The 22,613-nt window shown below is 32.9% G+C and carries 22 protein-coding genes and 1 riboswitch; of the genes, 8 read left to right on the top strand and 14 right to left on the bottom strand.

The genetic code is table 11. The annotated features are described in order from the left end of the window. The 3 genes from V1T75_RS00720 to V1T75_RS00710 are packed head-to-tail and all read right to left on the bottom strand — an operon-like array spanning position 1 to position 3,184. Complete coding sequence (locus V1T75_RS00720) at positions 1-1,245, bottom strand: ABC transporter permease (RefSeq protein ID WP_330486646.1); 1,245 nt, start codon at positions 1,243-1,245, stop codon at positions 1-3. Between the two features lie 2 nt (positions 1,246-1,247). Continuing rightward, on the bottom strand, positions 1,248-2,477 hold the full coding sequence (locus V1T75_RS00715) for an ABC transporter permease (RefSeq protein WP_330486645.1): 1,230 nt from the start codon (positions 2,475-2,477) through the stop codon (positions 1,248-1,250). A 2-nt stretch (positions 2,478-2,479) separates the two neighbouring features. Further along, a complete protein-coding gene (locus tag V1T75_RS00710; protein WP_330486644.1) occupies positions 2,480-3,184 on the bottom strand; it encodes an ABC transporter ATP-binding protein in 705 nt (234 codons plus the stop codon). Positions 3,185-3,332: 148 nt separating this feature from the next. Between V1T75_RS00710 and V1T75_RS00705 the strand changes: the two genes are divergently transcribed. Next, the gene (locus V1T75_RS00705; RefSeq protein WP_330486643.1) at positions 3,333-3,746 is read left to right on the top strand and encodes a thiol-disulfide oxidoreductase DCC family protein; all 414 of its coding nucleotides are present in this window, start codon (positions 3,333-3,335) and stop codon (positions 3,744-3,746) included. Between the two features lie 74 nt (positions 3,747-3,820). Here the strand turns inward: V1T75_RS00705 and V1T75_RS00700 are convergent, their stop codons facing one another. Further along, entirely contained in the window at positions 3,821-5,713 is a 1,893-nt protein-coding gene (locus V1T75_RS00700; RefSeq protein ID WP_330486642.1) for a TonB-dependent receptor plug domain-containing protein, read from the bottom strand. An 83-nt stretch (positions 5,714-5,796) separates the two neighbouring features. Further along, a riboswitch (cobalamin riboswitch) is annotated at positions 5,797-5,991 on the bottom strand. A gap of 9 nt (positions 5,992-6,000) precedes the next feature. Next, positions 6,001-6,939 carry an ABC transporter substrate-binding protein gene (locus V1T75_RS00695; RefSeq protein WP_330486641.1) on the bottom strand — a complete coding sequence of 313 codons (939 nt, stop codon included), beginning with the start codon at positions 6,937-6,939 and terminating at the stop codon, positions 6,001-6,003. A 101-nt stretch (positions 6,940-7,040) separates the two neighbouring features. Here V1T75_RS00695 and V1T75_RS00690 point away from each other — a divergent pair, with 101 nt between their 5' ends. The 6 genes from V1T75_RS00690 to V1T75_RS00665 all read left to right on the top strand — a co-directional run bounded on the left by V1T75_RS00690 (position 7,041) and on the right by V1T75_RS00665 (position 12,163). Then, positions 7,041-7,544, top strand: coding sequence for a bifunctional adenosylcobinamide kinase/adenosylcobinamide-phosphate guanylyltransferase (locus V1T75_RS00690; protein WP_330486640.1), 504 nt, complete (start codon positions 7,041-7,043; stop codon positions 7,542-7,544). 3 nt (positions 7,545-7,547) lie between these two features. Then, the gene (gene cobT, locus V1T75_RS00685) at positions 7,548-8,585 is read left to right on the top strand and encodes a nicotinate-nucleotide--dimethylbenzimidazole phosphoribosyltransferase (RefSeq protein ID WP_330486639.1); all 1,038 of its coding nucleotides are present in this window, start codon (positions 7,548-7,550) and stop codon (positions 8,583-8,585) included. A gap of 2 nt (positions 8,586-8,587) precedes the next feature. Continuing rightward, positions 8,588-9,358, top strand: coding sequence for an adenosylcobinamide-GDP ribazoletransferase (locus V1T75_RS00680; protein WP_330486638.1), 771 nt, complete (start codon positions 8,588-8,590; stop codon positions 9,356-9,358). Beyond that, entirely contained in the window at positions 9,343-9,870 is a 528-nt protein-coding gene (cobC, locus tag V1T75_RS00675; protein WP_330486637.1) for an alpha-ribazole phosphatase, read from the top strand. The genes V1T75_RS00680 and cobC overlap by 16 nt, the downstream gene beginning before the upstream one ends. A gap of 12 nt (positions 9,871-9,882) precedes the next feature. Then, a complete protein-coding gene (locus tag V1T75_RS00670) occupies positions 9,883-10,995 on the top strand; it encodes an ABC transporter substrate-binding protein (protein ID WP_330486636.1) in 1,113 nt (370 codons plus the stop codon). A gap of 112 nt (positions 10,996-11,107) precedes the next feature. Further along, the gene (locus tag V1T75_RS00665; RefSeq protein ID WP_330486635.1) at positions 11,108-12,163 is read left to right on the top strand and encodes a PIN domain-containing protein; all 1,056 of its coding nucleotides are present in this window, start codon (positions 11,108-11,110) and stop codon (positions 12,161-12,163) included. Between the two features lie 69 nt (positions 12,164-12,232). On the opposite strand, the gene V1T75_RS00660 is transcribed toward V1T75_RS00665, so the two are convergent. From V1T75_RS00660 to V1T75_RS00630, 7 genes are all read right to left on the bottom strand, one after another. Then, positions 12,233-12,841 carry an alpha-ketoglutarate-dependent dioxygenase AlkB family protein gene (locus V1T75_RS00660; protein WP_330486634.1) on the bottom strand — a complete coding sequence of 203 codons (609 nt, stop codon included), beginning with the start codon at positions 12,839-12,841 and terminating at the stop codon, positions 12,233-12,235. Positions 12,842-13,102: 261 nt separating this feature from the next. After that, entirely contained in the window at positions 13,103-14,299 is a 1,197-nt protein-coding gene (locus V1T75_RS00655; RefSeq protein ID WP_330486633.1) for a hypothetical protein, read from the bottom strand. Between the two features lie 83 nt (positions 14,300-14,382). Beyond that, positions 14,383-16,830, bottom strand: coding sequence for a M1 family metallopeptidase (locus V1T75_RS00650; protein ID WP_330486632.1), 2,448 nt, complete (start codon positions 16,828-16,830; stop codon positions 14,383-14,385). A gap of 118 nt (positions 16,831-16,948) precedes the next feature. Continuing rightward, positions 16,949-17,509, bottom strand: a complete 561-nt coding sequence (locus V1T75_RS00645; protein ID WP_330486631.1) for a DUF4252 domain-containing protein — start codon at positions 17,507-17,509, stop codon at positions 16,949-16,951. 58 nt (positions 17,510-17,567) lie between these two features. Next, positions 17,568-18,083 carry a DUF4252 domain-containing protein gene (locus tag V1T75_RS00640; RefSeq protein WP_330486630.1) on the bottom strand — a complete coding sequence of 172 codons (516 nt, stop codon included), beginning with the start codon at positions 18,081-18,083 and terminating at the stop codon, positions 17,568-17,570. Positions 18,084-18,123: 40 nt separating this feature from the next. Then, positions 18,124-18,594, bottom strand: a complete 471-nt coding sequence (locus V1T75_RS00635) for a hypothetical protein (RefSeq protein ID WP_330486629.1) — start codon at positions 18,592-18,594, stop codon at positions 18,124-18,126. After that, entirely contained in the window at positions 18,581-19,090 is a 510-nt protein-coding gene (locus V1T75_RS00630; RefSeq protein ID WP_330486628.1) for an RNA polymerase sigma factor, read from the bottom strand. Before V1T75_RS00630 ends, V1T75_RS00635 begins: the two co-directional genes overlap by 14 nt. Before the next feature lie 158 nt (positions 19,091-19,248). Here V1T75_RS00630 and V1T75_RS00625 point away from each other — a divergent pair, with 158 nt between their 5' ends. After that, on the top strand, positions 19,249-20,697 hold the full coding sequence (locus V1T75_RS00625) for a S41 family peptidase (protein ID WP_330486627.1): 1,449 nt from the start codon (positions 19,249-19,251) through the stop codon (positions 20,695-20,697). A gap of 51 nt (positions 20,698-20,748) precedes the next feature. On the opposite strand, the gene V1T75_RS00620 is transcribed toward V1T75_RS00625, so the two are convergent. Together V1T75_RS00620 and V1T75_RS00615 are read right to left on the bottom strand one after the other, a co-directional pair. Further along, positions 20,749-21,642, bottom strand: coding sequence for a DUF72 domain-containing protein (locus tag V1T75_RS00620; RefSeq protein WP_330486626.1), 894 nt, complete (start codon positions 21,640-21,642; stop codon positions 20,749-20,751). After that, entirely contained in the window at positions 21,639-22,598 is a 960-nt protein-coding gene (locus V1T75_RS00615) for a patatin-like phospholipase family protein (RefSeq protein ID WP_330486625.1), read from the bottom strand. Before V1T75_RS00615 ends, V1T75_RS00620 begins: the two co-directional genes overlap by 4 nt. Positions 22,599-22,613 lie beyond the last annotated feature (15 nt).

Raw genomic sequence — 22,613 nt, 5'->3', positions numbered from 1 at the left:
TTATTCTTCTCTTAATGCTTCGATTGGTTTTACTACTGTTGCCATATATGCTGGTATTAATCCTATTAAGGTTCCTAAAACTACTAAGATTAAAAAAGCCAACATTACTATGGGTATATTTACGGTTGGATTTACGAGTGTTGGATCGTCTCCACTTCCTACTAAACGGTCTAGTAAGAATAAAACAAATCCTCCAAAAATAATTCCTAACATGCCTGCTACGGTGGTTAAGAATACAGATTCTAATACTATTTGTCTTCTTATACTTTTGGGAGTTGCTCCTAAAGCTCTTCTGATTCCAATTTCTTTCGTACGCTCTTTTACGGTTATTAACAAGATATTACCGATGGCAAAAACCCCTGCTATTAAGGTTGCAATTCCTACAAACCAAGTTAGAAACTGCATTCCTGTTAAAAAGCCCATTAACTTATCTATTTGGTCTCCTAAGTTTACACTACCGAAAGCTCTTTTATCGTCTGGATGTACTTTGTGTAAGTTTTTTAAGGTTAACAGAATGTCTTTTTCCATCTGCTTGATATCTACTCCTTCATTGGCTGTAATCATCATCCAATCTACTTTATTGGATGTGTTGTATACTTTTTGAAAGGTAGTAAATGGAATATACGCTGTGTCTCCATCGATGTTGATTGTATTAGAAACCTTATATACTCCTACAACCTTATAGTTTACGTTGCTAATCTTCACATACTGTCCAATAGGTATTTCCTTTTTATCGAACAGTTGTTTGTACATATCTTCAGAAATAACACAAACTTTGGAATTGTTCTTAATGTCGTTTTGATTGAGAAATCTTCCGTAGATTAAATCTTTCTTTTGTACACGATCTAGCACTGGATAATCACCACTTACCTGAAAATCACCTGATTTAAAATCTTTAACAACAGTACCGTTAGTTTGATTTCTAGGTGCTAATAGCTTTATTTCATTGGCGTATTCTTTTTCAAGTACCTCAATGTCTTTAAAGGTTAAATTAAATCTTCTTCCTTTTTGAAACCCTTTAAAAGGCATATCAGTTCTCTGCGTCCACATAAAAACACTATTGGTTGCAAAGTCTCCAAAAATTCTTTTAAAATTGTTTTCCATACCACGCGCAGCCCCTAACAAGACAACTAATATGAAAATTCCCCATAGCACACCTACAATGGTGATACCCGTTCTTAATTTGTTTTTACGAATACTTCCGTAAATTTCTTGCCAAGTGTCTGAATCAAATAAAAACTTCATAATTAGTCTGCTCTTAGTGCTACAATTGGTTTAATTTGTGCTGCCTTTTTTGCTGGTAAATACCCTGCAATTAATCCTGATAAGATTAAAATAATGGTAGCTCCTATTACAATTCCCGGACTTACACTTGGATCTTTGATAAAGTATTTTTCTAAACTATCTCCAATAGCACTTAAAATATAGGTTCCTAAACTCAGTCCTAAATACCCCGCGATAGTGGTTATTAAAATAGACTCTTGAATTACCATACCAATAATTGAAGAAGGTTTTGCTCCTAATGCTTTACGGATTCCGAACTCTTTGGTACGCTCTTTAATCACAAAAATCATAATATTACTAATACCAATAATTCCTGCAATTAAGGTACCTGAACCTACAAAAATGACAATAAAGTACAATGCAAACATAAATTGGTTGATTCCTTTATTTGCTTCTGCCATATTTCTTACAGATAACGCACTTTGATCATCAGGATGAATATCTAGCTTATTACGTAAATCTCTTTCTAGTCGATTCCCAAATGTAATGGCTTGATCAAGGTTTAGTTTAGGGTCATATCCTATATTAATTTGACTGATGTAATCGTTGTTTCCATATAATTTCTGAGCTGTTGTAACAGGCATATAGGTCAATCGTTCTTCATTATCTCCTCCTTTATCTGAAAATATTCCGACTACTTTATACGAAATCCCATCAACATTTACTCTTTTTCCTAACGCTGGCTTTTCTCCAAATAAATCTTGCTTTACAAGCCTACCAATTACAATTACTTTAGATTTATTTTTTAAGTCTAAGTCGTTAATATACCTTCCTTCATCAATAATTGTTTTTTCTAAAAATTGATGATCAGGATGAACTGCTCTTAACTGGTAGTTATTTTGATTGTTTTTATAAGTAATATTTACGCTCTTATATATTCTTGCTGTTAAATGTTGAATTTTGTTATCGTAGGTATCTTTTACGTAGTCAAAATCTTTATTTTTAAGTTGAATTCTTCTTCCTGTTTGTAATCCTTTATAAGGTTTGGATGTTTTCCATACTCTTACAAACATAGCATTGGTTGCATCGTCTACAAAAGCTGTTTTAAACTGATTTTGCAATCCTGACACAATTCCGAATAATAAGGTAAATAGTAAAATTGCAAAGGCTACGGTGAATCCTGATAAAACCGAACGCAGCTTATTTTTACCAATACTTTGAAATATTTCTCTCCAGCGATCTAAATCAAACATAATTAAATTGCTTTTGCTTTATTTGTTGCCGCTTCTGTTAACTCATCACTAATGATAACTCCATCTTTTAAACGAACAACTCTATTGGTTTGAGCAGCTACTTCTTCTTCGTGTGTAATTACAAAAACAGTCATCCCTTCATCGTTAATTTCTTTTAGTAAATCCATTACCGAATCGGTTGTAGTTGAATCTAATGCTCCTGTTGGTTCATCTGCTAACACTACTTTTGGTTTGGTGGCTAAAGCTCTTGCAATTGCTACTCGTTGCTTTTGACCTCCAGAAAGCTCGTTTGGCAAGTGATTAGCCCATTCTTTTAATCCTACTTTTTCAAGGTACTCTAAAGCTATTTCTAATCGTTCTTTCCTAGAAACTCCTTTGTAGTATAACGGTAATGCAACATTCTCTAAAGCGGTTTTGTAAGAAATTAAGTTAAATGACTGGAAAACGAATCCTAAAAACTTGTTACGCAATACCGCAGCTTTCTTTTCATTTAAGTTTTCTATTAACTGTCCGTTTAAGTAATAGTTTCCTTCATCGTGCGTATCTAATAATCCTACAATATTTAATAAGGTAGATTTTCCAGACCCTGAAGATCCCATAATAGACACAAATTCGCCTTCTTTTATATGTAAATCTAGCCCTTTTAAAACATGAAGTGAGTCTTTTCCTATAGGGTAAGATTTGTGAAGATTTTCTATTCGAATCATAGTGTTAGTTAATTTTTAAATAAAAATAAATACTGATCTTTCTAATCTACTGATAAATTATTGTTAAATCGTTATTTACTTTCTTACAAGACGCTTAATTTTGATTAATGTTACAAGTTAGCGCTTAATTTTTTACAAAAAATTAAATATGAACAATTTACCTAGTGATAAAAAAGTGATTTTGTTTGATGGTGTGTGTAATTTTTGCAACAATAGTGTGCTAAAAGTTATAAAATATGACGTGAAAAATCAGTTTGTTTTTACTTCTCTTCAGTCTGATATAGGAAAAGAAATTACACAATATTTAGGAATAGACACTTCAAAGGTTGATTCTATTATACTATATGATCCAAATGTTGCTTATGATATCAAATCTACGGCTGCGTTAAAAATTATGAATGGTTTTGGTGGAATCTGGAAATTAACACAAGTTTTTTGGGTATTTCCAGAGGGGCTTAGAAATATTGTATACGATTATATTGCTAAAAATCGTTACAAATGGTTTGGTAAAAAAGATGCCTGTATGATTCCTTCTAAAGAAATACAAGAAAAGTTTTTATAAAAAATAAGCTCACCAAATTGGTGAGCTTATGCATAGCAATATTTCCCTGTTTATTTTGGGGGACGCTCTATAAATTAAAAGGATAAACGAACTCCCAATTTATAATTTCTTCCAAGAGTTGTATATCCTAAAGTTTCTTGATAATCTTCATTTAAAATGTTAGTTACTCCTAAAAATAACTTTACATTATCGTTCAACTTATGATTAGCTGAAAAATCTAACAACGAATATGATTCTAGTGAAACATTCTCATAAGGGAATCCTCTAAAATCTGTATCATCTCTATCACTAACATATTGGTAATTTAACGACAAATTAGTAGCTTTAATTTCATAATTTACTCCTGCGTTAATTTTATGTTTTGGAATTCTAATGGCTGTTTCTTCATTATTTGTGTAGGTATAATTAGTATTCAAACCTAAACTTTCTAATAATTTATAATTTACATTAAACTCAACCCCATTTACAACAGCATCACCAATATTGTCCATTGTATACGTTGTAGGATTGTATGCAATTATATTTTCTATATCTCTATTAAAATAAACAGCATTAAGCACTAATGAGTTTAGCTTGTACTCTACTCCTCCTTCATAGGTTATACTCTCTTGTGGTTCTAAATCAACATTCCCCCAAGAAGCATATAAATCTTGAACAGAAGGAGCTATAAAAGCTGTACTGTATGATGCTAAAAATTTAACATACCCATTTTCTTGTTTAATTCTATAAGATGGATTTACGTTATATACAAAGTGGTTACCATATTTATTATGGTTATTCAATCGAACTCCAGCATTAACGTTCAATCCAAAATCTGATACATAAACAGCGTTCACGTATGGATCTATCAATTTTGTTGTTGGTTCCTCTGAATACTCTGTCTTCGTTAACTCGGTTTCTCCATAAGGAATAGCATACGTTTCAATTGTATTATGTTGAAAATTAACCCCAGCTAAAAAGTATATTTTATCAAATTCATGCTTTAAAAATGCATCAGCTATATAGTTTTCACCTTTGCTTATTCCTGGATACTGAGTATTAACTCTATTAGAATCGTACTTACTGTAGGCCATATTTATTTGTACACTTCCATTTCCGTATTCGTATTTAGGAGATAAACTTACTCTATAGCTTTTATCTAACGAAACGTTATCAGCATCTGCGAAAGAACCTCCATCATAACTATTGGTAAATTCACTATAACTCCCTAGAGTATTGATAGAAAACTTATCATTAAACTTATAACCTAACTTCACATTTGTAGAAATACGTTGGAAAGGATCTGCTTTGAAAGTCTCTCCCCCTTCTGCTCTTGCTGCAGATGTTCCTTTTGTATCTAGAGAAGAAAAGCTTACTAAATAGTTAAAATCATTGATTTTCCCATTCACATTTGCTGAACTTTGAATGCTTGTGCCACTCTTCGTATTTTGGTCATTATTTGTTCCACCAAACAACGATAACGCTACATTGGTTTTATTTGATTTTGCTTCTTTTAACTTAATATTTATTACAGCTGTTGCTGCTCCTGTTCCATATAAAGTACTGGCTGCTCCTTTAATAACCTCTATAGATTCAACATCATTTAAGTCTAATAATCTTAAATCAAAACTTCCAGAGCTACTTGATGGATTAGACACCTGAATTCCATCAATTAAAACGACTACTTCTTTAGTACTTCCTCCTCTAACAAAAACTCCTAAAGTTTGTCCTGGTGAACTTGTGTTTCCGTTTATTTCAATTCCTGAAATACTATTAATTAAATCAACAACATTTTTACCACTGTTTCTTTCAATAGTTTCTGCTGTTATTTTATGAATAACTTTTCCAGAATTTTCCTTTTTTAATTTGAATTTAGAATCTGAAATTACAACTTCATCTAGTTGTATTGTTTTGTCTTGTTCTTGCGCATTGATATTAAACGCAAAAAATGATGTTAAAACACTTAAGTAAAGTACTTTTTTTTTCATTACTACTTAATCATTAAAGTTTAAAATCAGGAAAAATATAAGCGTAGAAAAACCACACCCAAACTTTTATCCCGAAAGTTCGAATTACATGTTGAATCTTGGCAGGTCTCCTGGCTTGCGTCTTGCAACATACCTTCCCATTTTAAAAACAGTGGTTTGAGTAATTGTTACAAGCTTAGTAGCTTACAGTTGCGGGAACAGCTTCGGTTTTGCACCGAATTCCCTTTTAATTCTCTTTAATAGGTGATTAAAGAAAAACCAAAAATCACGGCAAATGTATAGTATTCTTATAAATTAGCAACCATCAAATCATGATAATTTGCGAATTTTGTTTGTAAGTTTTCTGGAAGGGTATAATAAGCTGGATGAATCATTTTTGCCAAACATTCAATTCCTTCTACTAAAGTTCCTGCAGAAGATTGTGTAAACATGGCAAAGTCGGCAATATACACTTGTTTGTTTTTTACCGCTCTTAAAGACGTCCATTCCTCTCTTTCTTCTAAAAATTTCATATCCTCAAGAGTTCTGTCAATTCCGTATCCGCAAGGAGCGATAATCAATACCTCTGGATCGTATTTTACGATTTTATCCCAAGAAATTACAATGCTATCTCCTGATGGATGCGATAACAAATCGATTCCACCTGCATATCCTATTTGATGAGGAATCCAGTGTCCGCAGTTAAACAACGGATCAATCCATTCTAACAACATTACACTTTTAGACTGGATTCTATGTTCACGTTGCACATCTACAATATCATAAATACGTTTTTTCAATCCACTTACATACGCTTCTCCTATTGCTTCCTGCTTCATAGCTTTTGCAATGGTTAATGCATTCTCAAAAACATCTTCTAACGAATTAGGAGTAATCGAAATTAATTCTGGAACCTTTGGTAGTTTATACGCCGATTTTGCCACAGATTCTGTATCTATCTGGCAAACATCACATACATCTTGTGTAAAAACAATGTCGGGTGCGATACGTTCCAAAACAGGTTCATCAACATAATACAAGGTCTTCCCTTCTGCCTTGGTTTTAGAAAAAATAGCTGTTATTTCTTTACTCGTTAACACTTTTCCTTCCAACTTATATCGAACAGCTACTTCTTTTTCTTGTAAAGCTACTTCTGGACACTCAAAAGTAATTCCGTTTAAATAGTTCTGTAAGCCCATGTCATAAATCATCTGAGTTACTGCTGGCATAAAAGAAGATACTGTCATAATTCGTGGTTTTAGTTCAGCAAAAATAAACAGTTCTCTATTTTAATTTGTTTTTTATTAAAAATCTTTCCAATCTTTGTGTCAACAAAAAATGCGATTTCATGATATATTATATCTCAGGAGGTGAACGCTCAGGTAAAAGTAGCTATGCTCAAAAGCTAGCCGAATCTTTATCTGACACCCCTATTTACCTAGCCACTTCTCGTATTTGGGATGACAATTTTCAGCAACGAGTTGACAGACATGTTGCTGATAGAGATGAACGCTGGACCACTGTTGAAGAGGAAAAATGGTTAAGCAACGTGATTGCTGAAAAACAAACGGTGGTTGTTGATTGTGTTACATTATGGCTAACAAACTTCTTTGTAGATACAAAATATGATATTGAAAAAGCACTAGAAATCGCCAAAGAAGAAATCAATAAACTGGTTGAAATAGACGCCAATATTATCATCATTTCTAATGAAATTGGTATGGGATTACATGCCAACTCCGAATCTGGTAGAAAATTTACACAACTACAAGGCTGGACGAACCAACACATAGCAAAGTTAGCTGATAAAGCTACTTTTATGGTATCTGGACTTCCTTTAACTTTAAAATAACACATGACAACAACAATAACTCCCCTATCAAAAGATTTACAGAACGAACTTCAAGAAGAAATCAACTTCAAAACCAAGCCAATTGGTGCTTTAGGGAGTTTAGAAAAAATCGCCATGCAAATTGGTTTAATTCAAAATACCACTACACCTGTACTCTCAAAACCTACTATTATGGTTTTTGCAGGAGATCATGGAATTGCTACCACAGGAAAAGTGAGTCCGTACCCACAAGAGGTTACGCAACAAATGGTGTTTAACTTTTTGCATGGAGGTGCTGCTATTAATGTGTTTTGCAAACAGAATAACATTCATTTAAACATTATAGATGCTGGTGTAAATGCTGATTTTGAAGAGCATCCACAACTTACCAATGCCAAAATAGCAAAAGGGACACAAGATTATAGCACTACCAAAGCCATGACGCTAGAACAATGCCAAGAAGCTTTAGAAAAAGGGAGACAATTGGTAAGAAAGGTGTATAGCGAAGGTTGCAATGTTATTGGTTTTGGTGAAATGGGGATTAGCAACACATCATCTGCGGCTTTGTTAATGAGTTATTTTACCAATACACCTATTGAAAACTGTGTGGGTAGAGGTACTGGAGTGGATGACAAAGGACTACAAACAAAAGTCGACACATTATGTGAGGTTTATAAGTTACACGCCGATTCTATTTCAACTCCTATAGAAACCTTAACTGCTTTTGGCGGATTTGAAATTGTAATGATGTGTGGAGCCATGTTAGAAGCTGCTTCTTTAAAAATGACTTTACTTATTGATGGTTTTATTGTGACTGCTGCCCTATTAGCGGGGCATGCCATGGAATCTGATATTCTGGACTATTGTATTTTTTGTCATAATTCAGGGGAGCAAGGACATCAAAAAATGTTAGCCTTCTTAAAGGCTGAACCGCTTTTAAATTTAGGCTTACGCTTAGGGGAAGGAACAGGTTGTGCAGTTGCCTTTCCTATTATTCAATCGAGTGTGAACTTTTTAAACGAAATGGCGACTTTTAAAAGTGCCAATGTTAGCGAAGCTTAGTTATGATAAAAAGACAAATCCATTATTTTTTAACTGCTATATTGTTTTTTACACGAATTCCGTGTCCTAAATGGGTAAATCATTCTCCTGAAATACTCAATAAAAGCAGTCGTTATTTTTCTTTAGTAGGAATTGTAGTTGGAAGTATTGCAGCACTGGCTTATTTTGCCTCTTCTTATATTTTTCCTACGAATATTGCGATTGTAATAAGCATGATTAGTTCTATTTGGATTACAGGAGCTTTTCACGAAGATGGATTTGCCGATGTTTGCGATGGTTTTGGTGGTGGATGGACCAAAGAAAAGATTTTAACCATTATGAAAGATTCCAGACTCGGAACTTTCGGAGTGAGTGGTTTGGTCTTTATCCTAGCGATAAAGTTTTTAGCTTTATATCATTTACAAAGCCTATCCGTCGATCTAATTTTAGTTATTATTTCAGGACACAGTATTAGCCGATTTATCGCAACGGTTTTATTGTATACACATGACTATGTAAGAGATATTGACAGTTCTAAAATAAAGCCAACCACCCAACAAATGAGTAGTAAATCGCTACTCATATCAGCTATTTTTGGAATAGCACCCTTATTTTTCTTTCAAAAACCAATGGTATTTTTAGTATTACTTCCCTTATTACTCACCTATTTGTACATGGGGCACTTTTTTAAAAAATGGATTGGTGGTCAAACAGGAGATTGCGCGGGTGCTTTGCAACAAGTAGCTGAAATTGTTTTTTATCTAAGCCTACTCGCCTTATGGAAGTTATTTTAGTACGACATACCACACCTGATATTGCCAAAGGTATATGCTATGGTCAAGCAGATATAGGGGTTGCTACTACTTTTGAAGAAGAAGTGAGTAGTATTCTAAAAAAAGTTCCTGTGAACGATGCTGATGTAACGTATTACAGCAGTCCCTTACAACGCTGTAAGCTTTTGGCTGAAAAACTTTCAGCTAACGTAATTTTTGACAATCGATTAAAAGAACTTGATTTTGGTGATTGGGAACTCCAAAAATGGAACGATATTGATAAAAAAGAGCTCGATATTTGGATGAACGATTTTGTAAAAACTCCTGCTAAAAACGGAGAATCCTATATCGATTTACACCATAGAACTACCAGTTTTTTAACCGAATTAACAACCAAAAACCATCAAAAAGTAGTGCTTATTACCCATGCGGGAGTTATGAGAAGTCTTTGGGCATATATGAATGAAATTCCGTTGGAAAAATCATTTGAATTAAAACTAAACTACGGAGATACGTTAACTCTCCATCTATAAAAACATCTTACTATGAAACGCTATTTACTTATTTTTTCTTTATTACTTCTGTTCACACAGTGTCAACAAGAAACTAAAAAAACTACTGAAAAAACACCTGCTAAAAGCACTGTAAAATACGCCAAGGGATTTGATATTATCTTAGAAAACGGAGCAAAAAAATTAGTCATCAAAAAAGCTTTTCAAAGCTCACACGAATATTTTTCTTACACACTTACTAATAAAACCAACCTTTCTAAAAATGAAATTAAAGTTCCTATCGAAAAAATAGTGGTTACCAGTACTACACATGTTCCGATGTTGGAACTTTTGAATGCTGAAAACACTATTGTTGGTTTTCCGCATACCAAATATGTTTCTTCAAAAAGGACAAGAAAAAGAATTGACGAAGGTAAGATTATTGAATTAGGTTTGGAACAAGATATGAATACCGAAAAGTTGATTGATATTGAACCAGAATTGGTGGTTGGTTTTGCGCTTCATCCAAATACGAAACTATACCAAAACATCAAAAAAACGGGAATTCCTGTCATTTTTAATGGCGATTGGCTGGAAGAAACGCCTTTAGGAAGAGCGGAATGGATTAAGTTTTTTGGGGCTTTATACGGCAAAGAAAAGGAAGCAGACAGTATTTTCAACAACATAGAAAAGGAATACCTAAAAGCGAAAGAAATTGCTAAAAACAGCGATAAACAGCCTACCATTTTATCTGGAAGCATGTTTAAAGATGTATGGAATGTTCCTGCGGGTGAAAGCTTTATTGCGACGTTTTATAACGATGCGAACTTACATTACTTATGGAAAGACACGAAAGGAACGGGTAGTTTGCCACTAAGTTTTGAAAGCGTATTGGAAAAAGGACAACATGCCGCTTTTTGGTTTAACTGTGGCTTGTACGCTACCAAAGAACAGTTAACTACCGCAAATATTCATTACAAAGAGTTTGATGCCTTTACCAATAACAAGATATTTTCTATCGGGCACAACAAAGGAGAAACCGGTGGTTTAATTTACTTTGAACTCTCTCCTGTACGACCAGATTTGGTGTTAAAAGATTTGATAAAAATTACACACCCTAATTTGTTGCCAGATTATGAATTGACTTTTTATAAAGAGGTGGAGTAAGTTTTTAATTACGAATTTTGAATTGACTAAAAAAGAATTGGCTGCATGTTTATTTTTACTAACAAAAAACACCTTTAAATATTATAATCAATTCAAACTTAACATATAACTAATGAACCTTTTTATAGATACTAATATTTTATATCCAGACCCCTATTGGAAAAATAATTTCGCTACTGAAATTATTAAACTTGCTACCGAAAAAAAAATACAAATTTTTATTTGTGATGTAGTTGTAGAAGAATTGAAAGAAAATTTCCGTAAAAATTTAAAGGAAAAGATAACTAAACTTGAAAAAATAAATTTAGAAATTGGAAAATTACTTTTTTCCTATTCAAAAATAGAAGCACCTAATTTGGAAATAGAATTGAATAATCTTGAAAATTTCATTCAAAAACTAGTTGAATTAGAAAACATAACTTTATTGAAAGCTGATAAAAATGATTTTTATGAGATACTTGAAAAAGCTATAAAAAAAACAAAGCCATTTACTGAAAAAAGAGGTGAATTTAAAGATGCTGTAATATGGTCTACCTATTCTAAATATGTAAATAAAAACAATTTAAAAAATTGTTTTTTCTTATCTCAAAATACAGCAGACTTTTATGACAAAGAAGCAGAAAGAATACATCCAGAGTTAGAAAAAGAATGTAATAGTTTCACTCCATTTAAGTCTTTAAATCATTTTTACAAACATTATTCCAGTGAATTTAAAAATAACTTTAACTGGCTTTCATCAAAATATCTAGACCCTAAAATTCTTATTAATATACTTATAAAAAATGATCAAATAAGAGATGCCATATTTGAAAAAACATCAAACGAGATATCATTAAATAAGCTAAGAGTGTTTGCAGAATTATTTAAAGGAATACCTAATTTTTTCAATTATGATATAGATAGTTTATCTTGGAATTTAATAAAAAATATTACATCTGAAAATTTTAAAGATTATGCAATCATATCAGGTATATTAAATGTTACTAGTGACATTAATATATATCAAAAAAATTATTTGACTAACGAAACGTTAGATGACAAAAGTATTATGGCTGATATCGACATAGACTTTAACTTCAAAATATCCAAAACAAATGAAATTATGAAGTTTGAAATCAACAATATAAAGATTAAAGGTATAACTGGTTATAATAATATACAACTGTAATCACTTCGAGTTTATACTTTCTTATAAAACTAAAGAAACTTTTTAATCCAATTAAATATCAATTATAAACTACCTCTCAATCGTTCTAAACGTTAAGTTCACTCGTGGTCGGTGGACTTTTTTTGTAGGTGGTAATCGGTGTAACCAATGAGTTTGGGTTTCGTCTTTCATGACCAATAACGAACCGTGCTCTAATACTTTGTACACCGTTTCTTTGGTTTGTTTGTGTTTAAAGCCAAAGCGTCGTTCTGCTCCAAAGCTCAACGAAGCAATCGCTCCGTTCTTTTTCAGGTCTTTTTCCCCATCACTATGCCACGCCATTCCTTCAGAACCATCGTGGTATAAGTTCAGTAAACAAGAGTTGTAGGTTTCACCTGTTTCTTTTTCAACTAATTCTTTTAACGCTAACAATTCTTTCGTAAATGGTAAGGCTGTTTTCGTAATATTAGAATAGGAATATTCAAAAGGCTGTTCGGCATACCAAGCTACTTTACGTTTGGTTACCATTCGTTTTCCAAAAATAATAGCTTCGTCGTTACGCCATTCAATAGAATTCAATAAAACTTCGTAATAATGGTCTGCTAGTTCCTTAGACAAAACTATTCCGTAGTAGTTTACTGTTCCGTCTTTTGGAAGTAAGTTTTTCGGAGCATCGTCAAATTGTGAGAATAAATCCACTTATATAAAAAAATAACCTGAAAAAGGAGATGGACACGGAAGCATACAACACCAACCTGGTGTATACTCTCTTTTGAAAACATCTATCAATTCGTGCAAGGGATTCAAAAGAAAGATTAAGATTAAAACTATACTCAACAACCTAAAAACTAAACTAGTTTTAGTTGTTTTATGATATTCAAAAGTTATGATGTTTAAATCCTTTTCCATAACTCAAATATAATAAAAAAAACTCCTGTAGATTACAGGAGCTTTAGTACTTTAATTTCTAAACTTATTTCGTGTGATGATATGTTTGAGTTTCTGTTTCAAGTCGGTACCCGTATCGTATACCATTTGCTCGTTCGAAGGAAACGCAACCGAAGTTTCATCGAGTAATTCTATAAATGATTCATCTAATGCTCTTCTATCTCCGTCATAATCTGCATAAATATGTTCAAAAACAAATTCGCTTTGTATAGGAAATCGTTGTAGTAACTGATTTGTTCTATTATCAATATACTTTACCTCTCCCGTTACTTTACTACTCTTAAATTGTGTAAACTGATAAAACGTACAACGTATTCTTTTAAACTTATCTACTTTTATTTTGTTTCCTAAACTATCTTTTACATAGTTTCCGTTATTGTCTCGTAAATACTTAAATCCATCTTTGATGCGTCGTTCTTTAATAACTTCCTTTTCGTGTACTTGTTCAGGAGAAATCATAATATCTCTAAAATCTAACTCTAAATCAAAATCATACCGAATATTTCTATCCTTTTTAACGTGGTATTGTGTCCATAAATCATTCAATCCATAGGTATCAATCGCTAATAAATCTCTTTCTAATCTTCTAGGAATTATCTGATCTGTTCTATTTCTAACAGAAACATGTACATAATCAATTCCTTTAGCATGTGCCTCATCTAGTAAGTTTCTTGTATCTCTGTAATTAGGACTAATGTTGTCTAAGTGTCTTAATTCGTCAAAAGCTCTTCTGTAGTTAATCTTATTGCTACCGCCTTCATTTAGCAAGGCTACACCATTTTCGTACAAGTAAGCAGCATAGTTTTCCTTTGCCGCAAGAATTCTATCAGAATAATTAACAAGTTTAAACTTGGCATTTTTGCCTGTAGAGAAAACTCGTAAGGGTAATAAGGGTTTTATTTGCTCTTGTCGGTTATGAAGACGTTGATACAAGGTATAAATCGTCTCATAGTTCTCAGGATTTTGCTCTTTCTCTAAAAAAGAAATTCTGTCTACATCTCTTTCTGTTGCTTTTTTAAAAGCTTCCTGAAGCATCAACACATGCGGCTGATTTTTTTCTTTGGTTTTGTTTTTGGCTAACTTTTCAATAGATAATGAAATTGCCTTATCATAATTACCAGTATTAAGGGCTTTCTCTGTAGTTTTTACACTGCTACAAGAGGTTAATACTAACACCGATAAAATAAGTAGTAACGTAGTTTTTCTCATAAAGTTTAAGTTTCGCAAGAAAATTCAATTATTGTGCCAAAACTAAGTATTCTTTTTAACTTAAACTTTATGAAATATACTATTTATTCAAGTAGCTTTGCCATAGCTATTTGAATAATTTTAAGGTGCTTCTCTTTATTTGATGGCTTACTTGTTTTTTGCATTTGAGCCATTTGACGTAACAAGTTAACTCCTACCTGATCAAAATTATATTGTTTGTACTGAAGTCCTTTCGCTACAATATCGTCTGATAGGTTTTGAATTGCCTCAGTATTATTACTTTTTCCAATCTTATCGAATGCTTTTTTATACAGTGATTGGATTTTTTTATTCGGACTTAAAAACATTCCAGCCATTACATTACTAGCAATAAAATGTAACTCTTCGTCGTCGTTTTCTTCTAAATAAATACGTGTTAATGGTGTTGCAATGATCTTTTTTACTGCTAATGGTAAGGTTTTTGATTTTTGAATGGCTAACTGCTTATCGATATAATACATTCCTACCAACGACTTTCCTAATACTGAATACGATTTGCTCTGCAAGCCTTTTTCAAACACTGGTTTTAGTGCTGGATCTGTTAACTTCCCTAATGTTTCAATCGCAGCTGCTTGTACCAATGTTTTTGGATCGTTCTGAGCGATTCTCATAATTTGATCAATCACATTCTTTTTTGAATATTTATTGATTAAATTAATGTTTTCCAAGGCTAAAATCCTAATTTTATAAAACTCATGATTCAGAGCATCAGCTACTGCATTAAACGCTTTTTTATCATCTTGGTGTTTTGCTACTTCTAACAATGCTTCTCTCCTATGCACGTAATTTTCAGCATATGTTAACTGATGAATATAATCGCTCAACACTTTATTTTCTGATATATCACACAGCAGCACACCATCAGCATTTACCTGAATTAAATCTGGATGTTTGGTAAAAGGAAAGGTAAACGAAGCATCTCTACCTTCTACAAACACAGTATGACGTGTACGCTTACTTCCTTCAAATACATCAATCGCAAACGGAAATGCAAATTCATTTATTTGAGTCTGCATAATATTTACGGTTACTGTTTTTCTTAGTTTATTAAAGTCATACGAAATAGATAACTTTGGATGACCGCTGTTAAAATACCACTGATTGAAAAACCAGTTTAAGTCTTTACCACTTACTTTTTCTAAAGCTAAACGCAATTGATGCGCTTCTCCTGTTCCGTATTTATTATCTGTTAAATACCTGTTCAATCCTTCGTAAAAAGCTTCGTCACCTAAATAGTTACGCAACATATGTAAAATAGCACCTCCTTTGTTATAACTAACCGCATCAAACATATCTTCTTTATCCTCATAATAAAAACGCACTAAATGTTTCTCAAAATTTTGTCCGCTTTTATACCCTTGAATATCTTCAAACAAGTGTGCGTCTGCTTCGTCTTTCCCATATTTATGTTCTAACCATAAATACTCACTGTAATTAGCAAAACTCTCGTTTACTGTTAAGTTACTCCAACTTTCGGTAGTTACTAAATCACCAAACCAATGATGAAATGCTTCATGTGCAATGGTGTTTTCTTGTACGTTTTCATCAATTAATTGTCCCGGAGTTTGATACGCTCTTTCTCCGTGAATTACTGCTGTGGTATTCTCCATTGCACCACTTACATAATCACGCCCTACAATTTGTGCATATTTATTCCACGGATATTCAATTCCTGTAATTTTTGAAAAGAACGCTAACATTTCAGGTGTATTCCCAAAAATATCTTTTGCATACGGAGCATATTCCTTCTCTACATAATAATCTACAGGAATATCTTTGTATTTATCTTTAATAACCTCATACGCTCCTACTCCCATAAAAAATAAATACGGAGCGTGTTTTTGAGTAAAATTCCAATAATCGGTACGAGTTCCATTAGCATTGGTCGTTTGCTTTTCTAATTTCCCGTTAGAAAGTGTTACATACTTTTGTGGAACCGTCATATAAATCTCTTGTGATGTCTTTTGATTTGGAGCATCAATTGTTGGAAACCAACAACTACTAGCTTCGGTTTCCCCTTGCGTCCAAATTTGGGTTGGTTTGTTTTTATCAAATCCTGTTGGATTGATAAAGTACAGTCCTTTTGCAGATGTAATAGCGGCACTTCCTTTTTGCTTTACTCTTTCTGGTCGCGCCGTATATTTAATATATAGTGTAAACTCTTCGTTTCGCTTATAGGTACGAGGTAAATTGATGATTAACTCATAATCGTCGTAATTATACTCTAGTGGTTGATTATTCATTGTTACCTTATGAATAACCATTGCTTTAGCATCTAACGTAACCTTATCTGTTTCATAAAAATGAGGTGTTAAGGTTACCCATTCTTCCCCATTCATTTCTTTTTCTTGAAAGTTAAAATCTACTTTTAACTTCGTATGAACTAAATTATGAACTTTATCTCTTTCTGCTCTATATACTTTAGTTGATTGAGAAAACAGGGTTGCTGTAAAGAAAACAGCGATAAAAACAAGGAGTTTGTTAAATTTCATATGTTTTTGTTTAGAGTTCAAAAATATGAAATTCTATTGGGAGGCTTGTTAATGAGCCGTTAAAAAGAAAAAGCCACCAGATAATCTGATGGCTTCTCTATATTCTCTACACTAATTTTTATTCTGTTTCTTCTGAAGCACGGTGCTTTTCGTCAAAAATCATTTTAAATTGCTTTAAATCTAAATTTCCTGCATCCATCTTAGCTTTTTGCATCATTTCCATAATCTTTCCTACATTCATATTTTCTCCTAGAACACGGGCAACTCCCACTCCTAGTTCTTTACCATAACCAAAAGCTACGATTTCGTCAATAGCATCAGCATCTCCTGTGTAGTAAATTGCTGCATTGGCTCCATCTTTTTTAAACTTCATTAATTCTTTATAGCTAGACTTTTTAAAGATAGCTTTCAACTTCTCTTTCTCTGCCTCATAACTAGTTTCGTCTAAGTTCTTATAAGGAACTCCTGTTATGTTTATTTTTTTAATACTTTCATATGCTTGCTTATCTTCTTCAGATGCCTTATCCATACTTAACTGTAATACACTAGCAGGTACATCAAACGTAATAAAGCCTTCCTTATCTTGACTTTCTACCAAATAGCTTTGTAAAGATTCTGTTTTACAAGAAACGGCTACGAAAGCTACTAGTAACATTGAGTATATAAATAGTTTTTTCATTGTTTTTTAGTTTTTGATTAAAAGCAGCGTTAATTTGTTAACGCTGCCTTATATGTTTTTATTTGTTCTTCTTTCCGTCTTTAGAAAACGTCTCTGCTAATTTTGACATTTTGTTGATGTCGATATTACCAGTTAACGAAACGATGACAGATTCTGGTGAGTTCTCATTAGAATTTTTGTCTTTTACAAACATTAATACTTCGCTTACAAAGTCTTTGTTTTTTGTAGACTTCACATAGATTTTAACACGAGAATCTTTGTCTTTTACACGCATTAACTCTATTAAATTACTTTTTTTAATGGCAGACTTTACCATGTTTTCCATTTCAGCAGACACTTTTGCACTTTCTGTTGAAAACACTTTTAATTCTTGTAAGTCTTGAATCATTTTAAAAACCTCCATTGCTTCGTTATCTTCTGACTCTACTTTGAATTTAGATAAAATCTCAAAAGCATCTTTATTTACTACCACTGATGATACCTCATCTAGGTCTTCTAATTTATCGAACATTGATTGCCCGAAACTAACATTAGCTATAAATACGAATGCGAATAATAATATTACTTTTTTCATGATTTTCTTGGTTTATAAGTACTTGGTTTTACTTTCTTAATTAATTTACGGTGTTTATTACTTTGTTTACTGTTTCTTCGTAGGCTCCTAATTGTTCAATAGCATCATTCCCTTTTTTTAGGTTGTTTGAAACTGCATATAATGCATCGTTTCCTTTGTTTAGATTGACCGAAACTAGTTGCAACGCTTCTTTAATTTGTGCAAACTGTTTACGTTGTTGATACTTTTTGTACTCTTCATTGCCCATGAATACACTAAATAGTAAGACTACTGACGCTGCTACTGATAACCATTTCCAGTTCTTCTTAGTTTTCTCAGGTTTTAACTGAATGGTTTTCGTAAAGGTTTCGTCTTTACTTTGTTTAAAATAACCAAATAGCATACTATATTCTTGCAAATGCGGTGCCACGTTGTTTGAAGTAAAATACTCTTGTAACGTTTGCTCTTCTTGCAGTGTTGTTTCTGCCTCTAGGTATTTATCTAATAACTTTTCTATGTTAGCTAACTCCATAGTTGTGTTGTTTTATTAATTCTTCTCTTATTGCTTTTCTTGCTCTTGATAATGCTACTCTTACAGCTGTCGGTTTCATATCGACCATTTTACATATTTCATCAAAATCATATTGTTCAATATCTCTTAATTGTATGATTATTTTTTGCTGCTCTGGTAACTTTTCTATTAGCTGATGTACTCGGTTTACACTGTCGTTGTGCTCTACTCTCTTTTCTAAAGGAGTATCTTTCTCTTTATAATTACTATGAACCAATGTTAAATTACTCGCTTGTTTGGACTTTAATCTGTCATAACAATAATTCTTGGTCATGGTCATTGCAAATGCCTCTACATTTTTATAATTAGAGAGCTTCTCTCTATTTCTCCACAATTTAAAGTACAACTCTTGTGTAGCGTCCTCAGCTTCTTCGGTAGAAACCAATAATCTTTTCGCTAAACGAAAGACTTTGTCTTTAAATGGTAATACAACTTTTAAAAAGTCCGATTGGTTCATGGTTTGGTTAATTAGTTTTGTAAGCCTGCTTATAAAATTGCGTCTTATTTAACAGGTTTACATATCTACGACGACACAGTTTCAAGTTTGTTACATCCATAATAAAAAAAATAATATTATTCAGTAAATTGCGTTGTTGTTACAACTAATACATTCATATGAAATTACTAAAAACATTCCTAATCGTCTTATTTTCAATAGTACTTGTTTCATGCAGTGATAAAGATGATGCTCCCCAAAACATTGAAGTTCAGAACTTTGTTTGGAAAGGTTTAAACGCCTACTACTTATGGCAAGACTTGGTTCCTGATTTAGCAGACAGACGTTTTAATAACGATAATGAACTGTATAGCTATTTATCAGGATATGACGATCCTGCTAATTTATTTTACAGTTTATTATACATGCCTAACGAATACCCTAAAGATCCTAACAGAACCTATTCATGGATTGTGGATGATTATATTGCATTAGAAGAAGCTTTTGCAGGAATACGTCTTACAAGTGGAATGAAATTAGAAGGAGCTGACTATGCTGATGGTTCTGGAGGCTACTACATATACGTATACGATGTTGTAAATGGTTCTGATGCCGATGCTCAAGGAGTTACTCGTGGAATGATTATTACTGAAATTAATGGAACAACTGTAACTAGAGCGAATGTAAATGACTTATTAGGTAACAACTCTTTTACCGTCCATTTAGCCGATTACAACGGAGGGAATCCTGTTAGTAACGGAACAACGATTACGGTAACGAAATCTCAAGTAACAGAAAACCCGATAAAAACTACCAATGTAATTACTAGTGGTAGCCATACCATTGGATATTTAATGTACAGTCAATTTTCTAGAAACTTTGATGGAGAGTTAAATGCTGAATTTACCAAGTTTCAATCAGCAGGTCTTACCGACTTAATCATCGACTTACGTTATAACGGAGGAGGTTCTGTGCAAACAGCTACTTATTTAGGAAGTATGATTACCGGACAGTTTACTGGTGAATTATTTGCGAAACAAGTATGGAATCATAAAGTAATGGAGGTAACAAACCCAGATTTATTCATCAATAACTTTACGAATCAAATTTTAAATAAAGACCAACAAGGAAATGTAGTATTGAATGAAGCAATTAATAGTTTAAACCTAAATACTATTTACTTTATCGTTTCTGATGATTCTGCTTCTGCTTCAGAGCTGGTGATTAATGCTCTAAAGCCTTATATTGATGTAAAGTTAGTAGGAACTCAAACTTACGGAAAACATGTGGGTTCTATTACCTTATACGATTCTGACGATTATACTCGTAATGGCGATAACTTAAAGAGTCATACTTGGGCAATGCAACCTATCGTATTAGAAATTCAAAATAAAGATGGTGAAAATGCTCCAGAAGGGTTTATTCCTGAAGTTATTATGGAAGAAGACCCAGGTAATTTAGGTGTTTTAGGAGATCCTAACGAACCTTTATTACAAAGAACCATTCAATACATTACTACGGGAGCAAAAGGCCTACCTACCATGAAAAAAGGAGTTCAATTCTCTCCATCATGGAATTCAAACATGATGCGTCCTGATTATAACAATATGTACGTGGAGTTGAAATAGAGAACTACATGATATAAAAAAAATCCAGCTTATTCAGCTGGATTTTTTTTATTACAACAAACTCATTTGTTGATTATTCTCTTCATTAGGAATCTTTAAGTCAACTCCTAACTCCTTGTTTAGCTTTTTTATAAAATACCCTGCCAACAATGGTGATTCTACTTCTAAATTTTGATGTATAAAAAAGTGAATATTTTCTAAGCCTAAATCATTCCATTCTTTTAAACGAACCACCCAATCATCCAAGCGTGTATAATCAGACGGGTGATTTGCTCCAACATAACGAACAAAAGCTTCGTTATTCGTTAAGCGCATATGCATCATATCTCTTCTACCTGCTGTATCTACTAACACATTGGCTATGTTATGTTCTTCAAACAACTGTGTAAACTCATCAAACACCGTTGTGTCTTCAAACCAATCTGGGTGACGAACCTCAATAGCTAATGGTATACCTTTAGGCCAGCTCACTACAAAGTTTTGTAATCTGTCAAAGTTTTTATTTCCAAAATTAGCGTGTAACTGTAAAAAGATAGTGCCTAACTTTTCTTGTAAATGCGAAGCATTGTCTAAATAAACATTCACCACATCTTGTACGCCTTGTAAACGCTTCCAGTGGCTTATCTCCTGCCCTAGTTTTGGGAAAAACTTAAAATTTTTAGGAGTTTTAGTTTTCCACTTTTCAAACTGTACTGCTGGAAACTGCCGGTAAAAAGTAGCATTGAGCTCTATCGAGTTAAACTGTTTCGAATAATACTCCAATTCATCTTTAGTTCCTCTCGGATAAAATCCTTTTAAATCTGCTTTATTCCATTTTGCACAACCCACATACACCTTAGGCGTACCACTCTTTTCAAAGGTGCTTAACAGCTCTATTGTTTTAGGGTGTGTTTCTGGTAATGTAAAATCTATCAACTCTGGTTGTGCTACTTTTCCAAACTTCATACTTCACTATTTTCGATTCCTTCCTCTATTTCTTGATTATCTACCATCTCTGGTCTAAACTCTGTCATTCTATCATCATCCAGTTTTTTTGCATACTTATAGCCCGACTTCCACCATTTTTTCATTTTTTCTTTATCAAAAACCAAGGAATTCGTTGTTAATACCGTTGGCGTATAGTATAAGTTCAGCTTTACATTGTGTTGTTTGGCAGAAAGCTTTCCTATCGTAATATTATGTCGCTCTACGTTTTCTAACATAAAATCAAAGGTATCCATCATCAGTGAAAAAGGGTTCTTAGCAGGCAGTCTGTTCATTTGAGTTACTTCCGTTGCTAAAATAATGGCATCTACCTCCGTAGCACCTCTTGCTATGGCTTCACGTATAGGGATTAAGCTTCCAAAACCACCATCTGCATACTGACAGTGATCTTTTTCCAACAAACTCATAAAAGGCACATAATTGCACGAACCCCAAATCCAATCACAAAAATCTTCATATTCACATTCTAAGATAGACTTATACTCTATTTGATTTGCTGTTAAATTAGATACTGTTACCACGACCTCTTTGTTCAACTTTCTAATTTCATCGTACATTTCCTTGGTTATGCTATTGCTTATGAGTTTTCGTAAATTTTTACTCTCTCCAAATGTTTTACGACCGTTTAAAAAGTTCCAAAAAGTATTTCTATGCCGAATGGAAACCACTTTTTCTCCATGTACCGATTTTATTTTAAAGGGGCTATTACTAAAAATAGCCTTTTGATCTACAGAAGTATATAACTCTTTTAATTCATCAACCATCCCTAAAGCCAAATGCGAAACCATTAAACTCCCTGTTGATGTTCCTAAAAGCATATCGTAATCTTTACTTTTATACCTCATTAGGTACTCTGCAACACCGCCTGCAAAGGCTCCTTTACTTCCTCCTCCTGAAATTACTAAGGCTTTTTTCATTGATTTAAGTTTGGT

Source organism: Tenacibaculum sp. FZY0031, assembly GCF_036350695.1.
Classification (GTDB): domain Bacteria; phylum Bacteroidota; class Bacteroidia; order Flavobacteriales; family Flavobacteriaceae; genus Polaribacter.
This window is presented reverse-complemented; position numbering and strand designations above follow the sequence as displayed.

Coding starts and splice junctions, on each gene's coding strand:
- V1T75_RS00615 (WP_330486625.1), bottom strand. CDS start 22,598: ATGAAAAAAGCCTTAGTAATTTCAGGAGGAGGAAGTAAAGGAGCCTTT.
- V1T75_RS00705 (WP_330486643.1), top strand. CDS start 3,333: ATGAACAATTTACCTAGTGATAAAAAAGTGATTTTGTTTGATGGTGTG.
- V1T75_RS00640 (WP_330486630.1), bottom strand. CDS start 18,083: ATGAAAAAAGTAATATTATTATTCGCATTCGTATTTATAGCTAATGTT.
- V1T75_RS00680 (WP_330486638.1), top strand. CDS start 8,588: ATGATAAAAAGACAAATCCATTATTTTTTAACTGCTATATTGTTTTTT.
- V1T75_RS00645 (WP_330486631.1), bottom strand. CDS start 17,509: ATGAAAAAACTATTTATATACTCAATGTTACTAGTAGCTTTCGTAGCC.
- V1T75_RS00655 (WP_330486633.1), bottom strand. CDS start 14,299: ATGAGAAAAACTACGTTACTACTTATTTTATCGGTGTTAGTATTAACC.
- V1T75_RS00695 (WP_330486641.1), bottom strand. CDS start 6,939: ATGACAGTATCTTCTTTTATGCCAGCAGTAACTCAGATGATTTATGAC.
- V1T75_RS00620 (WP_330486626.1), bottom strand. CDS start 21,642: ATGAAGTTTGGAAAAGTAGCACAACCAGAGTTGATAGATTTTACATTA.
- V1T75_RS00650 (WP_330486632.1), bottom strand. CDS start 16,830: ATGAAATTTAACAAACTCCTTGTTTTTATCGCTGTTTTCTTTACAGCA.
- V1T75_RS00700 (WP_330486642.1), bottom strand. CDS start 5,713: ATGAAAAAAAAAGTACTTTACTTAAGTGTTTTAACATCATTTTTTGCG.
- V1T75_RS00670 (WP_330486636.1), top strand. CDS start 9,883: ATGAAACGCTATTTACTTATTTTTTCTTTATTACTTCTGTTCACACAG.
- V1T75_RS00720 (WP_330486646.1), bottom strand. CDS start 1,245: ATGAAGTTTTTATTTGATTCAGACACTTGGCAAGAAATTTACGGAAGT.
- cobC (WP_330486637.1), top strand. CDS start 9,343: ATGGAAGTTATTTTAGTACGACATACCACACCTGATATTGCCAAAGGT.
- V1T75_RS00690 (WP_330486640.1), top strand. CDS start 7,041: ATGATATATTATATCTCAGGAGGTGAACGCTCAGGTAAAAGTAGCTAT.
- V1T75_RS00710 (WP_330486644.1), bottom strand. CDS start 3,184: ATGATTCGAATAGAAAATCTTCACAAATCTTACCCTATAGGAAAAGAC.
- cobT (WP_330486639.1), top strand. CDS start 7,548: ATGACAACAACAATAACTCCCCTATCAAAAGATTTACAGAACGAACTT.
- V1T75_RS00715 (WP_330486645.1), bottom strand. CDS start 2,477: ATGTTTGATTTAGATCGCTGGAGAGAAATATTTCAAAGTATTGGTAAA.
- V1T75_RS00635 (WP_330486629.1), bottom strand. CDS start 18,594: ATGGAGTTAGCTAACATAGAAAAGTTATTAGATAAATACCTAGAGGCA.
- V1T75_RS00625 (WP_330486627.1), top strand. CDS start 19,249: ATGAAATTACTAAAAACATTCCTAATCGTCTTATTTTCAATAGTACTT.
- V1T75_RS00630 (WP_330486628.1), bottom strand. CDS start 19,090: ATGAACCAATCGGACTTTTTAAAAGTTGTATTACCATTTAAAGACAAA.
- V1T75_RS00665 (WP_330486635.1), top strand. CDS start 11,108: ATGAACCTTTTTATAGATACTAATATTTTATATCCAGACCCCTATTGG.